General features: G+C 42.4%; 16 protein-coding genes. 15 read left to right on the top strand and 1 reads right to left on the bottom strand.

Annotated features, from left to right (window positions below; translation table 11 throughout):
• Positions 1–89 precede the first annotated feature (89 nt).
• From ruvA to nadA, 14 genes are all read left to right on the top strand, one after another.
• Positions 90–710, top strand: coding sequence for a Holliday junction branch migration protein RuvA (ruvA, locus tag AACW06_RS07900; RefSeq protein ID WP_192074656.1), 621 nt, complete (start codon positions 90–92; stop codon positions 708–710).
• Positions 707–1,711, top strand: a complete 1,005-nt coding sequence (gene ruvB / locus AACW06_RS07905; protein ID WP_192074657.1) for a Holliday junction branch migration DNA helicase RuvB — start codon at positions 707–709, stop codon at positions 1,709–1,711. Before ruvA ends, ruvB begins: the two co-directional genes overlap by 4 nt.
• 453 nt (positions 1,712–2,164) lie before the next feature.
• On the top strand, positions 2,165–3,751 hold the full coding sequence (gene cydA / locus AACW06_RS07910; protein WP_192074658.1) for a cytochrome ubiquinol oxidase subunit I: 1,587 nt from the start codon (positions 2,165–2,167) through the stop codon (positions 3,749–3,751).
• A 16-nt stretch (positions 3,752–3,767) separates the two neighbouring features.
• Positions 3,768–4,904: a cytochrome d ubiquinol oxidase subunit II gene (gene cydB, locus AACW06_RS07915; RefSeq protein ID WP_192074659.1), complete on the top strand. Its 1,137-nt coding sequence runs from the start codon at positions 3,768–3,770 to the stop codon at positions 4,902–4,904.
• A gap of 12 nt (positions 4,905–4,916) precedes the next feature.
• Positions 4,917–5,024: a cytochrome bd-I oxidase subunit CydX gene (gene cydX / locus AACW06_RS07920; protein ID WP_000270285.1), complete on the top strand. Its 108-nt coding sequence runs from the start codon at positions 4,917–4,919 to the stop codon at positions 5,022–5,024.
• Complete coding sequence (gene ybgE, locus AACW06_RS07925; RefSeq protein WP_176246243.1) at positions 5,017–5,319, top strand: cyd operon protein YbgE; 303 nt, start codon at positions 5,017–5,019, stop codon at positions 5,317–5,319. Before cydX ends, ybgE begins: the two co-directional genes overlap by 8 nt.
• 230 nt (positions 5,320–5,549) lie before the next feature.
• On the top strand, positions 5,550–5,975 hold the full coding sequence (ybgC, locus tag AACW06_RS07930; RefSeq protein WP_192074660.1) for a tol-pal system-associated acyl-CoA thioesterase: 426 nt from the start codon (positions 5,550–5,552) through the stop codon (positions 5,973–5,975).
• Positions 5,965–6,648: a protein TolQ gene (gene tolQ / locus AACW06_RS07935; RefSeq protein ID WP_192074661.1), complete on the top strand. Its 684-nt coding sequence runs from the start codon at positions 5,965–5,967 to the stop codon at positions 6,646–6,648. Before ybgC ends, tolQ begins: the two co-directional genes overlap by 11 nt.
• A 3-nt stretch (positions 6,649–6,651) precedes the next feature.
• Positions 6,652–7,095: a protein TolR gene (gene tolR, locus AACW06_RS07940; protein ID WP_053310052.1), complete on the top strand. Its 444-nt coding sequence runs from the start codon at positions 6,652–6,654 to the stop codon at positions 7,093–7,095.
• A gap of 12 nt (positions 7,096–7,107) precedes the next feature.
• On the top strand, positions 7,108–8,178 hold the full coding sequence (tolA, locus tag AACW06_RS07945) for a cell envelope integrity protein TolA (RefSeq protein WP_192074662.1): 1,071 nt from the start codon (positions 7,108–7,110) through the stop codon (positions 8,176–8,178).
• Between the two features lie 29 nt (positions 8,179–8,207).
• Positions 8,208–9,545 carry a Tol-Pal system beta propeller repeat protein TolB gene (gene tolB / locus AACW06_RS07950; RefSeq protein WP_202884000.1) on the top strand — a complete coding sequence of 446 codons (1,338 nt, stop codon included), beginning with the start codon at positions 8,208–8,210 and terminating at the stop codon, positions 9,543–9,545.
• A gap of 31 nt (positions 9,546–9,576) precedes the next feature.
• A complete protein-coding gene (gene pal, locus AACW06_RS07955; protein WP_192074664.1) occupies positions 9,577–10,116 on the top strand; it encodes a peptidoglycan-associated lipoprotein Pal in 540 nt (179 codons plus the stop codon).
• Positions 10,117–10,130: 14 nt separating this feature from the next.
• Positions 10,131–10,907 (top strand): tol-pal system protein YbgF, encoded by a 777-nt coding sequence (ybgF, locus tag AACW06_RS07960; protein WP_192074665.1) that lies wholly within the window; start codon positions 10,131–10,133, stop codon positions 10,905–10,907.
• 118 nt (positions 10,908–11,025) lie between these two features.
• Positions 11,026–12,087, top strand: coding sequence for a quinolinate synthase NadA (gene nadA, locus AACW06_RS07965; protein WP_192074666.1), 1,062 nt, complete (start codon positions 11,026–11,028; stop codon positions 12,085–12,087).
• An 81-nt stretch (positions 12,088–12,168) separates the two neighbouring features.
• Here the strand turns inward: nadA and AACW06_RS07970 are convergent, their stop codons facing one another.
• Positions 12,169–12,750, bottom strand: a complete 582-nt coding sequence (locus tag AACW06_RS07970; protein WP_443263092.1) for a UPF0149 family protein — start codon at positions 12,748–12,750, stop codon at positions 12,169–12,171.
• Between the two features lie 156 nt (positions 12,751–12,906).
• Here AACW06_RS07970 and AACW06_RS07975 point away from each other — a divergent pair, with 156 nt between their 5' ends.
• On the top strand, positions 12,907–15,330 hold the full coding sequence (locus AACW06_RS07975) for a hybrid sensor histidine kinase/response regulator (RefSeq protein WP_192074668.1): 2,424 nt from the start codon (positions 12,907–12,909) through the stop codon (positions 15,328–15,330).
• Positions 15,331–15,543: the final 213 nt, after the last annotated feature.

Genomic DNA, 15,543 nt, shown 5'->3' on the forward strand with positions numbered 1-15,543 from the left:
TGCATTCCGGGGTGGTTTTTCTACTGGCTATCCATCCAGTTATTTATTATTATCTCAGTTCATTAACCCTATTCTCAAAGGAATTTCCTGTGATTGGACGTCTTCGCGGCATTCTAATTGAAAAACAGCCCCCCGAGTTACTGATTGAAGTTGCTGGTATCGGCTATGAAGTTCAAATGCCCATGAGTTGCTTCTACGAATTGCCTCAAGTCGGTGATGAAGCGATCATCTATACTCATTTTGTCGTACGTGAAGATGCACAACTTTTGTATGGATTTAACACAGTGAAAGAACGTGCTTTATTTAGAGAAGTTATTAAAGCCAATGGCGTAGGACCTAAATTGGGTTTAGGAATACTTTCGGGTATGACGGCGAGCCAGTTTGTTGCTTGTGTTGAACGTGAAGATATATCCACATTAGTGAAATTGCCTGGGGTCGGTAAGAAAACGGCAGAACGTTTAGTTGTTGAAATGAAAGACCGTCTTAAAGGCTGGGGAGCGGAAGATCTTTTCACACCGGCAAGCGATGCTGCACCAATGGATGTCCACCGCCCAGAATCTGTGACTCAAAATGCAGAAGAAGAGGCGGTTAGCGCGCTACTTTCTTTGGGATATAAGCCACAACAAGCTTCGAAGGTTGTTTCACAAGTGGCCAAGCCTGATATGACAAGTGAAGCGTTGATTAAAGAAGCCTTGAGAGCAATGGTATGATTGAAGCTGATCGCTTGATTGCTCCAAATAGCCCTATCCCAAAAGACGAAGAAATTATTGATCGCGCAATACGTCCTAAAAGACTGGCGGATTATCGTGGCCAAGACCACGTGCGTGATCAAATGGAAATTTTCATCAAAGCTGCACAATTGCGCAGTGAAGCATTAGATCACCTATTAATTTTTGGCCCTCCAGGTCTTGGTAAAACTACATTAGCTAATATTGTGGCAAACGAGATGGAAGTGAATATTCGTACTACCTCGGGTCCAGTGTTAGAGAAAGCGGGTGATTTAGCGGCTTTGTTGACCAATCTTGAAGAGAACGATGTACTATTCATTGATGAAATCCATCGCTTGAGTCCTATGGTTGAGGAAGTATTGTATCCGGCAATGGAAGACTACCAACTCGACATCATGATCGGTGAAGGCCCGGCTGCACGCTCCATAAAAATCGATCTCCCTCCTTTTACTTTGATCGGCGCGACAACGCGGGCCGGTTCACTCACTTCACCGTTGCGCGACCGTTTTGGCATTGTTCAGCGACTTGAGTACTACAACATTGCAGATTTACAACATATTGTTCAACGAAGCGCCGATTGTTTAGGGTTATCAATGGAATCTGAGGGGGCGCTTGAAGTTGCAAGACGTGCTCGTGGCACGCCTCGTATCGCTAACCGTTTGCTAAGACGTGTTCGTGACTATGCTGAAGTCAAAGGCAATGGTCACATCTGTGTCGATACGGCTGACAAAGCCCTGAATATGCTGGATGTGGATAGCCAAGGTTTTGACTATATGGATCGTAAGCTGCTTCTTGCAATCATTGATAAATTCGGTGGGGGTCCCGTAGGCCTAGATAACCTAGCCGCTGCAATCGGTGAGGAAAAAGATACGATTGAAGATGTACTTGAACCCTTTCTTATTCAGCAAGGCTATTTACAGCGGACACCGAGAGGACGCATTGCAACTGATCGCGCTTATCTACATTTCGGAATTGAGAAATAAGTTTACAATTTTGGTTTCTTTTTGTTTTCGAAGGCAAAATTGTGACTTAAATAGCATTTATCAAATCCCATATTTCTTTCAAGAGTTAATATACGTACCAAATTGTTAATTCATTATTGCTATTTTCTTATGGTATTTACCTAAAAATTACAACATATGTGACATTTGATTGATCCAGATCAGGTTGTTTGTTTTGTGTGCAGGTGTGTATTGTAAAAATTGATGTAAATCAAGGCTTTTTTCTCCTATAAATTTTTTGAAACAATCACTGTTTAGCAGTAATATTAGTTCTAGCTATATTAGCTGACGCTTAACAATTAACTAACCATAACGATACATGCTTGCAACAAATCAATGTTATTTTTCAACACCTACTGAGTTTGTTTAATATTAGATGATTTGTTTTTGCAATGTATGTCAAAAGTGTCATTCAGCCGGCACAAAGGAGTTACCATGATTGACGTAGTTGATCTATCGCGGTTGCAGTTTGCACTCACAGCGATGTATCACTTCCTGTTCGTTCCATTGACTCTAGGTATGGCTTTTCTTTTAGCCATCATGGAATCTTTGTATGTAATGACCGATAAGCAAATCTATAAGGACATGACAAAGTTCTGGGGTAAGCTTTTTGGTATTAACTTCGCTCTAGGTGTGGCCACCGGCCTTACGATGGAGTTTCAGTTTGGTACGAACTGGTCGTACTATTCCCACTATGTAGGTGACATTTTTGGCGCCCCTCTTGCAATTGAAGCTCTTGTAGCCTTCTTCTTGGAATCAACCTTTGTTGGTTTGTTCTTTTTCGGGTGGGATAGACTTTCAAAACGTCAACACTTAGCCGTGACTTGGTTGGTTGCACTGGGCTCTAACTTCTCCGCGCTTTGGATTCTGATTGCGAACGGATGGATGCAAAACCCTGTTGGTGCTGAATTCAACTTCGAAACTATGCGCATGGAAATGGTGAGCTTTGCGGAAGTTGTATTTAACCCTGTTGCACAGGTGAAATTTGTTCACACGGTTGCTTCTGGTTACACCACGGGTGCAATGTTCATTCTAGGCATCAGTTCTTACTACCTATTAAAAGGTCGTGATGTTGCGTTTGCTCGTCGTTCATTTGCTATCGCAGCCTCATTTGGTATGGCGGCTATCTTGTCTGTTATCGTGCTTGGTGATGAATCAGGTTACGAAGTAGGCGAAGTGCAAAAAGTGAAACTCGCTGCTATTGAAGCTGAGTGGCACACTGAACCTGCGCCAGCGGCTTTCACTTTATTTGGTTTACCAAATCAAGACGAAATGCACACCGACTATGCGATTAAAATTCCTTATGTGATGGGTATTATCGCCACCCGTTCGCTTGATACGGAAGTCACTGGCTTACGTGACTTACGCGATGAACACGTTGATCGCATCCGTAATGGTATGTATGCCTATGAGCTACTTGAAAAGCTGCGTGCGGGTGAAAAATCTCAAGCGAATATGGATGCGTTTGATGAAGTGAAAGGTGACTTGGGTTACGGCTTACTTCTTAAGCGTTATACCGACAAAGTGACTGACGCGACTGAAGAGCAAATCCAAGCGGCCGCCGATGATTCAATTCCGACTGTGTGGCCTCTATTCTGGTCATTCCGCCTGATGGTCGGTGTTGGTTTTGTGATGTTGTTTGTGTTTGGTGCGGCATTTGTTCAAACATGTCGTCAAAAAATCGAACAAAAACAATGGGTACTTAAAGCGGCGCTGTTCAGTATTCCGCTACCGTGGATTGCGATTGAAGCGGGTTGGTTTGTTGCTGAATATGGCCGTCAGCCATGGGCTGTTGGTGAAATATTACCGACTAATATCGCTGCTTCAGCGCTAACTCTTGGCGAATTATGGACTTCACTGTTTGCTATTCTTGCACTTTACACAGTGTTCTTGATTGCCGAAGTCTACCTGATGGTGAAATTTGCTCGTAAAGGGCCTAGCAGCCTAAAAACTGGCCGTTACCATTTTGAGCAAAATGCAAACTCTGTTGAAGACAAAGTTAGCCGCCAAGTAGAAGCATAGGCAGGGAGATACGATTATGTTTGATTACGAAATTCTGCGACTAATCTGGTGGGTGCTTATTGGCGTGCTGCTTGTTGGTTTTGCGATTACCGATGGTTTTGATATGGGCGTTGGCGCTCTTGTACCAATTATCGGTAAAAATGATAGCGAACGCCGAGTAATGATTAATTCTATTGCTCCGCACTGGGATGGTAACCAAGTTTGGCTTATCACTGCTGGTGGTGCGCTATTTGCAGCTTGGCCTTTGGTTTATGCAACATCATTCTCTGGGTTCTACTTAGCGATGATCGTAACCCTAGCAGCGTTATGGTTGCGTCCGATTGGTTTGGACTACCGTTCAAAAATTGAAGATCCAAAATGGCGCAGCACTTGGGATATTTGTATTTCAATCAGTGGTTTTGTTCCGCCAATTATCTTTGGTGTAGCGTTTGGTAACCTACTTCAAGGTGTACCATTCCAATTGAATGATTTCTTGATGCCGACATACCATGGTTCATTCTTTGGTTTGTTGAACCCATTCGCACTACTTTGTGGCTTGGTTAGCTTATTCATGATTGTGCTACAAGGTGCAACGTGGTTACAGATGAAAACGACCGATTCAGTTCATGTGCGCGCACGCAATGTTGCACAGCTGATGGGCTTGCTGGTTGTGGTTACTTTTGTCGCCGCAGGCTTTTGGATTCAGAATATCGATGGCTATGTGATTACAAGTGTGATTGACACTAGCGCAGCATCGAATCCTTTAAACAAAGAAGTGATTCGTGAAGCTGGCGCATGGATGGCTAATTTTGAAGCTTATCCATTGTTGTGGGCTGCGCCTGCTTTAGGTGTTGTGATGCCATTAATTGCCGTGCTGGCTTCTCGCTTTGAAAAAGGTGGTATTGCCTTCTTGGCTTCTAGTTTGGCGAATGCGGGTGTTATTTTCACCGCTGGTTTTGCTATGTTCCCGTTCATTATGCCTTCAAGCTTAGTACCAAGTAATAGCTTGACGATGTGGGATTCGACTTCAAGTGAGCTAACACTGAACTTGATGACTGCAGTAGCTTTTGTGATGGTTCCTATCATCCTGGGTTATACGACATGGACTTACTACAAGATGTTTGGTCGTCTTGACAGCAAGTTCATCGAAGAAAACAAAAACTCACTTTACTAAGGAGCGATAGATATGTGGTATTTCGCATGGATTCTAGGTGTACTGCTAGCTTGTGCATTTGGTATCATCAACGCTCTTTGGTTAGAGCATACAGAAATGATGGACAAAGACAGTGAGTAAACTTGCTTTGCAAGTGACTCAGCTTCATCAGCTAACTGACAAGACCTCATTAAGGGTCTTGTCATTGGTGTTAGGCTTTTATCATGTTGCGATGGTGATGTGGGACCCGGAACAATATTCTCATAGTATTGGTGGGTTCAACGCCATTATCAGCCCCTTGCTGATTTGGGCATTGTGCTCAAGCATGGTGTTTGGGGTTGGCTTTAAGCCTCGTAAATGGGTTTGGCAACTGTTGTTTAGCCCTTATATCTCTCTTTCAATATTAACCTACCTAACGGTTGTTAGGCTGGTTTGATAGATGCACTTCCAATTTGAAGCTTTAGCTGCAAGTGGGAAGAGGATAGCAGAGCAGATATTACTTATGTCTAGGCATTGATTCAGTGCCGATTAAATATCCACATTAGTGCTGTCTCTTTGAGGCAGCACTAATTTTTTGTATCCATTCTAAGAAAAGTCTATTCAATCCTTGTACTAACAATAACGAGTTGCGTTATAGTAACGAACTCAATCTGTATATGTATTGGAATGTTTGTGCAAAATACAGCCTCGGGCTTTCAATGGCCTGTAACCATTTATTATGAAGATACTGATGCCGGTGGTGTCGTGTATCATTCAAACTATCTTAAGTTCTTTGAACGTGCGAGAACCGAACTGCTCCGCTCTATTGGTGTCTCTCAGCATACTCTTCTTACTCAGAATATTGGTTTTGTCGTCAGACATATCGACATCGATTTTCTACGAGGGGCTCGTTTAGATGATATGCTGAATGTTGTAACGAACATTTCTGAGCTGAAAAAAGCTTCTCTGACATTCTGTCAAGAGCTTGTCAATCCTGAAGGTAAAGTGTTGTGTAAAGCCATGGTTAAGGTAGCATGTGTCGACAATCAGAGCATGAGGCCCAAGGCGATGCCTCAATCAATAATTTTGGAGTTAACACCTAGTGACCGCTGATATTTCAATTTTTGATCTGTTTTTGCAAGCTAGCATATTAGTAAAAATGGTGATGCTTATCCTTTTAGGTATGTCTATTGTCTCATGGGCGATGATCATCAAGCGCAGCAAAATTCTTTCTCAAGCAGAGAAACGTGCAGATTCGTTTGAAGATAAGTTTTGGTCTGGAACTGATTTATCTTTAATTTACCAAGATGTGAAAAAGCGCAAAGATGAAATTTCAGGTACTGAAGAAATTTTTTATTCAGGTTTCACTGAATTTGCGCGTTTACGTAAAACCAATGCAGCCTCACCAGACTTCATCATGGAAGGAACTGGCCGAGCGATGCGTGTTGCTGTTGCGCGCGAAGTGGATGAATTGGAAACTAGCTTGCCATTTTTAGCCACCGTTGGCTCTATCAGCCCATACATTGGCCTTTTTGGTACGGTATGGGGGATTATGCACTCATTCATTGCGTTAGGTGAAGTCAAGCAGGCGACACTTGCTATGGTTGCCCCAGGTATCGCTGAAGCTCTGATCGCAACCGCTATGGGCCTATTTGCTGCAATACCAGCGGTGATGGCTTACAACCGATTAAGCAATAAAGTGAGCAAGTTAGAGCATAACTACGCGACATTTTCAGAAGAGTTTCACAGTATTCTTCATCGCCAAGCTATGGCGGGTAGGGAATAAACCATGGTGGGTTATCAGCGTAAAAAACGCAAATTGACCGCAGAAATTAATGTTGTGCCATACATCGACGTGATGTTGGTGTTACTGATTATTTTTATGGTGACCTCGCCATTTGTGACACAGGGTGTCGATGTCGAGCTACCTAAAACCTCTGCTGCAAAGCCAGCATCCGAACTTGCTGGGGATAGCGATAGCAGCTTTATTATCGTAGAGATAGATAAAGAAGGTAATTTAGGGCTTAGCGTCAATGATGAAGAGGTTCAAAGAGGCTTGTCATTGCAGGATGTTATTGTTCGAGTCAAAGCTGAACTCTCACTAAAACCAAACTCACCTGTTGCTGTGGGCGGTGATGCAGCAACGCCCTATGCGGAAGTCGTACTAGTTTTAGATGAATTGAGTCGCGCAGGTATTCCGAAAGTGGGTCTACTAACCGATATAAAGGGATAGTTCGTACTGTTCATGAAAGATAATAAGTCCAAAAACAACGACTACAAAAAGCCAATCATCATTTCCACTATTTTGCATGTGGTTCTGATCGTTGTTTTGTTGTGGGGCACTGATTTCACATTATCGAAACCTGAACCAACGGGACAAATGGTGCAGGCTGTTGTGATTGATCCTCAATTGGTTCAAAAGCAAGCTCAGCAAATTCGTAGTCAACGTGAAGCCGCAGCGAAAAAAGAGCAAGACCGACTCGATAAATTACGTCGAGAAAGTGAACAATTGGAAAAAAATCGCAAGGCAGAAGAAGAGCGGATTAGAAAGCTCAAAGAGCAGCAAGCGAAAGAAGCAAAAGCGGCGAGAGAAGCAGAAAAACAGCGCGTTCAAAAAGAGCAAGAGCGTAAACTTGAAGAAGAGCGAGTACGCAAAGAAAAGGAACGAGCTGCTAAAGCCGAAATAGAACGAAAAACCAAAGAAGAGGCGGTCAAGAAGGCCGAGCAAGAACGCCTAGCGAAGCAGGCCGCAATTGCACAAGCGGAACAAGAACGTATAGCGAAAGAAAAAGCGGCCGCTGAAGCTAAAGAGAAAGCGCGCAAAGAACGTGAAGCGGCAGAGCGAGCTGAGAAGGAGCGTATAGCTAAAGAGAAGGCCGCTAAAGAGGCTCAAGAAAAAGCCCTCAAAGAAAAGGCACGTCTAGAACGCCTAGAGCGTGAACGTAAAGAGCAAGAAGCGGCTTTAAATAGTATTTTTTCAGGTTTAGAAACGGAGACCGAGCAAAATAGCTCAGCACGTTCTCAATTTGTAATGAGTGAAGCGCAACGCTATGGAGCAATATACACCCAGCTTATCCAGCAAAACTTACTACTAGAAGATAGTTTTAAAGGTAAACAGTGCAAGGTGAATTTACGCCTAATTCCAACAGGAACAGGGGCGATTGTTGGTAACTTAAATATTGTTGATGGAGACTCACGATTGTGCGCTGCAACAAAGCGTGCAGTTGCCCAAGTAGGGACGTTTCCATTACCAGAAGATGATCCCGATGTAGTCGATAAATTGAAGAACATTAATTTAACTGTAGAACCAGAGTAAATAAGGAAGAGCTTGTGTTAAAGCGATTGATGTTAGGATGCTTACTTGTACTGACAAGTAGTATACAGTTTGCTAACGCAGCATTGGAGCTTGTTATTACCGATGGTGTTAACTCGGCAAGACCAATTGCGATAGTACCGTTTAAGTGGGAAGGTAAAACAAAACTTCCTCAAGATATTTCAGGAGTTATCGCTTCTGATCTACAACGCAGTGGTAAATTTAGCCCTGTTGCAACCAGTAAAATGCCGCAAACCCCATACAGCGAAACAGATATCAAATTCGATGCTTGGAGCCGCATTGGGGTGGATGCACTACTGACTGGCCACATTACGCAAAATGCGGATGGTCAGTACGTCATTAACTATCAGTTAGTTGATGTAGTGCGCGGTCAATTGACCCAAGGTCAAAGCAAAGCTCTGAGCAATGACGGGCAGCTAGTACTTTCTAAAGATCATGTGCTATTTAATAAAGTTGCGACAGTTCCTGCGAACCGCATGCGCGAGTACGCGCATAGAATTTCAGATCTTGTTTATGAAGAGTTAACTGGCGATAAAGGTGCATTTTTAACGCGTATCGCTTACGTTGTAGTCAACGATAAAGAGCAGTACCCTTATCAGCTAAGGGTTGCTGATTATGATGGCTATAACGAGCGATTGGTTTTACGTTCTAAGCAACCTCTAATGTCTCCTGCATGGTCACCAGACGGCAAGCAATTAGCCTATGTCAGTTTTCAAAATGGCCAAGCAGAAATATTCTTAATGAATATCTACACTGGCGAACGAGAAAAAATTACGTCTTATCCTCGTCATAATGGCGCTCCAAGGTTCTCACCTGATGGTAAGAGTTTAGCTCTTGTGCTTTCAAAAACCGGCAGTTTACAGGTTTACACTTTGGATCTGGCTACTCGTAAACTGAAACCAATAACGAGTGGCAGATCAAATAATACGGAACCATTCTGGCATCCTGATGGTAAATCTCTAATATTTACTTCGGATCGGGGTGGTAAACCACAGATATATCAAGTAAATTTGACCAATGGTTCGACCAACCGTATTACGTGGCAAGGCAGCCAAAATTTAGGTGGTCAAATTACGCCTGATGGTCGATTCTTGGTGATGGTGAATCGAAGTAATTCTGGTTTTAATCTGGCAAAACAAGACTTGGAAACAGGTTCAGTGCAAATTCTTACCAAGACTTTGCTCGATGAGTCTCCAAGTATTGCACCCAATGGCGGCATGGTCATATACAGCTCAATTTATAACCAAACGAATGTACTTTCGATGGTGTCTATAGATGGGCGTTTCAAAGCTAGATTACCGGCAACAAATGGGCGCGTTAGAGCTCCTGCGTGGTCACCGTTTTTATAGCAAGTAAGTAATAAAAAGTAAGGAAAATAAGATGCAACTTAACAAAGTTCTTAAATGGCTACTAATTGCGCTACCAGTACTTGCAGTAACTGCATGTAGTTCAAGCGATGAAGCAACTAACGCTTCTGGTTCTGAAACTAACCAGTCTACTTCAGGTTCAGCAAACAACGTTGATACAACGGTTGTTTCCCCGATCGATGAGAATGCACAACTTTCTGAACAAGAGTTAAAAGAACAAGCTCTTCGTGAAACTCAAACCATCTATTTCGCATTCGATAACGCGACAATTGCTGGCGACTACGAAGACATGTTAGCTGCACATGCGGCTTATCTAAGCAAAAACCCAGCGATGCAAGTAACTATCGAAGGTCATGCTGATGAGCGTGGTACTCCTGAGTACAACATCGCACTAGGCGAGCGTCGTGCACAAGCTGTTGCTAAATACTTGCAAGCGCTAGGTGTTCAAGCTGAGCAAATCACTATTGTCAGCTACGGCGAAGAAAAACCGCTTCTTCTAGGTCAATCTGAAGATGTATACGCGAAGAACCGCCGCGCTGTTCTAGTGTACTAATTGAGGATTGCCTCATGTTCAGTAACTTAAAGCGCATTGTTACGCTTACGTTACTGGCAAGTGCAGCGAGCGCTACGCTCGCTGCACCAGCTCCAGTATCTGACCTCAGCAATAGTTCTTCTTCTAGCGCCACTCGCGCTCAAAACTCTTCGTCTGAAACGGATGTGCAGCGTCTTGAACGCTTGCTTGAAAACCGCAACCGTGTGCAGTTGAAAATGCAGCAACAGCTTGACGATATGACCTTAGAAATAAGTGAATTACGTGGGCAGCTTGAGCGCAATAGCTATGATATGCAGCAAATGCTAGAGCGCCAACGTGAATTGTTCATTGAACTAGACCGTGTTCGTAGTGAAATGAAAACTACGGGTAGTGCACCTCCTACTACATCGCCTGATGCGGCAGTGGAAGGTACATTCAGCAACAATGTGGACGAACAAACATCGTATCAGAATGCAGTTGATTTGATTCTGAAGAAGCGTGACTACAGCGGTGCCATTGCGGCGTTCCAACAGTTCCAAAAAGATTATCCTGATTCAAACTTTGCCTCTAATACATATTATTGGTTAGGACAACTTTATTTTGCTAAAAAGCAAGACAAGGAAGCAGCGCAAAGCTTTGTAGCCGTGCTCACCTATAGCGAATCCAATAAACGTGCAGACGCATTGGTGAAGTTAGGTGATATTGCTAAACGTAACAATAATTTAGCCCAAGCGAACAAGTATTATCAACAAGTCATTGATGAATACCCGACCAGTGCTTCGGCAAATGTTGCCAAAGAGAATTTGAATTAATAATAAGAGGTCGTGAAGGCCTCTTTTTTTGCTTATTGTTACAAGAATCACTTTTGATTCACACTTAGGTTCGGGTGTACAATGCTCGAATTCTTGGAAGTTGCATAGAGCAAGAGCAATGAGCCACATTTTAGACACCATTGAAACTGTATATCCTTTTCCACCTAAACCTATTACTTTGACGGTTGAAGAAAAGCAAACTTATACCGCTAGCATTAAACAGTTATTAAAAGAAAAAGATGCAGTGCTAATTGCACACTATTATACCGATCCTGAAATTCAAGCATTGGCAGAAGAAACGGGGGGATTTGTCGGTGATTCATTAGAAATGGCGAAATTTGGCAACCGTCACCCAGCAAGTACGCTAATCATTGCTGGTGTTCGTTTTATGGGAGAATCAGCGAAAATTTTAACCCCAGAAAAACGCATTCTAATGCCAACACTAAAGGCTGAATGTTCTCTTGATTTGGGTTGTCCTGCTGATAAATTTACTGAGTTCTGCGATGCTCATCCTGATCATACCGTCGTGGTTTATGCCAATACATCAGCTGCTGTAAAAGCAAGAGCGGATTGGGTGGTGACATCGAGTATTGCTCTTGAAATTGTAGAACACCTAGACACAGAAGATAAGCCGATAATCTGGGGACCAGACCGCCATTTGGGGTCATACATTGCTAATAAAACTGGTGCAGAGATGCTACTTTGGCAAGGCGAATGCGTGGTCCACGATGAATTCTCCGCAGACGCTTTACGCAAAATGAAATCTCTATATCCTGATGCGGCCGTATTGGTGCACCCAGAGTCGCCAGCCAGCGTGGTTGAATTAGCGGATGCTGTCGGTTCGACAAGCCAATTGATCAAAGCGGCAAAATCTCTTCCTCAGCAAAAGATGATAGTAGCAACGGATAAAGGCATTTTCTTTAAAATGCAGCAGTTAGTGCCCGAGAAAGAGCTTATTGAAGCACCAACCGCAGGAGCAGGGGCGACTTGTCGCAGTTGTGCGCATTGCCCTTGGATGGCAATGAATGGCCTTAAAGCTATTGAAGCTGCGCTCAAAGAAGGTGGCGATGATCACGAAATTTTTGTCGATGAAGCACTGCGATTAAAATCACTGATCCCACTTAATCGCATGTTAGATTTCGCTGAACAGTTAAACCTTCAAGTTAAAGGTAATGCTTAGTCTTAACTTGAAGCAATACAAAAAAGGCTCCAAGGAGCCTTTTTATGTGAGTACCATTAACGAAGTTAATTAAAGCTACCGTTATTGGTTTTCAGTTAACTGTACGCCGCGTTGGGTTAAGCCGCACAGCATTACAGGTATTGCATTGTAGATCTCTTCAAATTGATCTAACCCTTGTAGGCCTTGTTCAGCAAGCGTTACTAATGATGTTTCTGGGTCATACAGCATGCTTAAAGACAGTAGTACGCCACCAAGTAGTGCATTGTCTTGGCTATCTTCAGGCATCAAGGTTTCCCAGTCGTCTCGTGCCAGTTGCCAACCTTGTAAAAACCCTTCACAGAAATCACGGACGTCATCCGTAACAATTTCTTCTTCATCTAAGGAACAGCCTTCTGGCCATGCCCAATTGGCGTTCAATAAAGCAGGGCGATATAAGTTCCATATATCAATAACAAGCTGAAAATACGTTTCTAGCTGTTCACCATCTGTAAAAGGTGCAACTTCTTCACCTCCCCACAAGAAGGGTAACCATTCTTCAGGAGGTAGAGTATTTGGAGCAGAAGCCATTGCTGTCACAAAACCACGTGTTTTCGCTTCGTTTAATAGCTTATCTTCTAATTCAAGTTGCGATAGGAGTGTTTGTAAGGTCAAAACAAAGTCCATAAGTTGTTAGATAATTAGCAGTATCTTAACTCTAAATAGTCGTTGTATGCCAATTTAACAAAAGTTATTGCGGTAAAGGCTTGTTTCATACAATCAATATCTTGCATGGCAGGATTCTTCACTATAATTTGTACAAAAGAAAAAGTTCAAAGGCTTATGAAAGTACGTAGCTCACTTAGAAAGAAAAGCATCACCGCATTGGCGTTTTATCTTTGTTTTTTTATTGCAACCATCGGAACGATTACTTACTGGGTTGTCGAATCTCCTTTGCGTGCTGAACTCAAACAAAATTTAGATCTACGTGCTGAAATATTGTCTGCACAAATTAGAGAACCACTAAATAATTCAATAGGCATACTGCAAAGTGTCGTCAGCATTGGACAGTCTGCAAACGGCCAAGCAGAGCAAGACCGTCTGCTACATTCACTGTTCTCGATACTCGATAATATCGTTGTGAGTGGCGGGCTATGGCCAAAACCTTATAGTGTCGATCCCGCTCAACAATATAGTAGCCTGTTTTATAACCGAGCATCTGATGGTCAAGTCGACAAGTTACTCTCTTGGAATAATCCCACAGTGAGCGGGTACGATAAAGAGACATGGTATACCGAGGTAAAAGGGCAGCCATTAGGAAGTGTGGCGTGGTCACAAGTTTACATTGATTCTTATACCCATATTCAAATGATCACCGCTTCTTCGCCATACTATGTCAACGGAGAGTTCGCTGGTGTCGCTACTGTTGATATCTCGTTACATGGCTTAACTAAGCTTCTTGCTGCTCAAGCAGAACGATATGATCTCGGTGTGTCGCTCAGTGATTCTGATGGCTCCATCATCTCTGAACATAACTTCAACATTCGCAATGGAGCATATATCAGTCGTTTTGATTTTGGTGATTTTCAATGGCAAGTTGACGTGATAAACGCTAACCGTTTAGTGAATGATGAGGTTTATGAGCTGGTCACTAATGTAGAAGCGCGTATTTTTCCCTTTCTTTTAGCCTGTGTAATGATTGGTTATTACTTATTAAACAAATATTTGATTACACCAATCGTCGTTATTGCGAAAAAGGTTGCTGACTCAAAAGAAGGTGGCATTATCGAGATACCTTACCGCAGTAATGATGAAATACGGCAGTTAGTTGATACTTTTAATCAGAAAACGGTCTACCTTGAAGCGGAAAAGGTGAAAGCTCAAGCATCAACCCGAGCTAAAAGCGCATTTTTAGCGACGTTGTCTCATGAAATTCGAACCCCAATGAATGGTGTACTCGGAACAGCGCAAATATTATTGAAAACTCAACTTTCGGCTCAACAACGACAAAACTTGAATAGTTTGTATGAGTCAGGTGAGCATATGATGACCTTATTGAATGAGATCCTTGATTTTTCAAAGATCGAGCAAGGTCATTTAGAACTCGATAATAGTCGTTTCCCACTTGATTCATTGATTGGCAGTATCAAAAGTGTCTATCACACCTTGTGTAATGAAAAAGGGCTTCAATTTAATATCCATAACGAGGTAGCGAGCGATCGCTGGTACTTCTCGGATAAAGCGAGACTGAGACAAATCTTATTTAACTTACTGAACAACGCCGTTAAATTCACATCAAGTGGTTTCATTGATGTCTACTTAAAAGAAGAGTGGGTCAATGAGCAACTCTATTTATCTATTCGTGTTAGAGACTCTGGGATTGGTATTGCTAAAGAAGCGCAAGAAAAGATATTTCGACCCTTTGAACAAGCTGAATCGTCAACCACAAGGCGCTTTGGTGGTACAGGTTTAGGGCTGGCAATTGTCAAACAGATAACAGAGCTTATGAACGGTAATATAACGGTAGCGAGTGAAGTCGGTATCGGTAGTAGTTTTCATGTCATGCTCGCTATTGAAGAGGCTTCGGCTGCTCCAACTGAAGTGAAAAATCATCGTAAACTTGACTATCAAGGCCTTAAAGCATTAATCGTCGAAGATAATCGAACGAATTCGATCATCATTGAGACTTTTATGAAAAATAAGGGTTTTATTTGCCGCTGTGTTGAAAATGGTGAACTGGGCGTACAGGCACTCACTGAAGAGCGATTCGATCTTGTTTTAATGGATAACCATATGCCAGTAATGGATGGCATCGAAGCCATTTCTTGTATCAGGTCTCTATCAGAAAATAGTCATAATGTATTAATTTTTGGTTGTACCGCTGATGTATTCAAAGAAACTCGAGAGCGAATGCTAGCAGCGGGTGCAGACTATATTATCGCGAAGCCAGTTCATGAAAATGAACTTGATGACGCACTTTATCAATACGCTGAAAAGCTGTACCAATTTCAGCCAAAATCCTCAATGCAGATGGCTGTTGGTTTGATAGAAGAGTCACTGGTTACTTTTCATATGGCGATTGAAAATCAAGAAATTGAGTTGGCATTAACCACCGTCAAAAAGTTAGCTGCGCACGTTTGCGTTGCTGAGTCATCGCCATTACATGATGCTTTGCAGAGTATCCAAATTAGCTTAGAAAACGATAAGCTACCCAATACACAACAAGTGGATTTCTTAACCGTTTTACTTGCTGATTTTTGTAATTAACTTACTAATAAGTGACTAAAATATCGTTTAATTTAACATTTTTTTAAAAATTAGCGTTAGATTCTAGTTTTAATTTCAAAACTGGTTATAAATTTACCTAACTCAATTAAAATTGGAGATTAAATCTGCGATTTATATGTTCTAATTGCCTTATCGGCTGGTCTTTTGCTATGACCTAGTTTTATGTGTTGCCTGTGGGTGATTTTTGTAGAT

This window comes from Vibrio sp. S12_S33 (assembly GCF_963889785.1).
In the GTDB taxonomy this organism is placed as follows: Bacteria; Pseudomonadota; Gammaproteobacteria; order Enterobacterales; family Vibrionaceae; genus Vibrio; species Vibrio aestuarianus.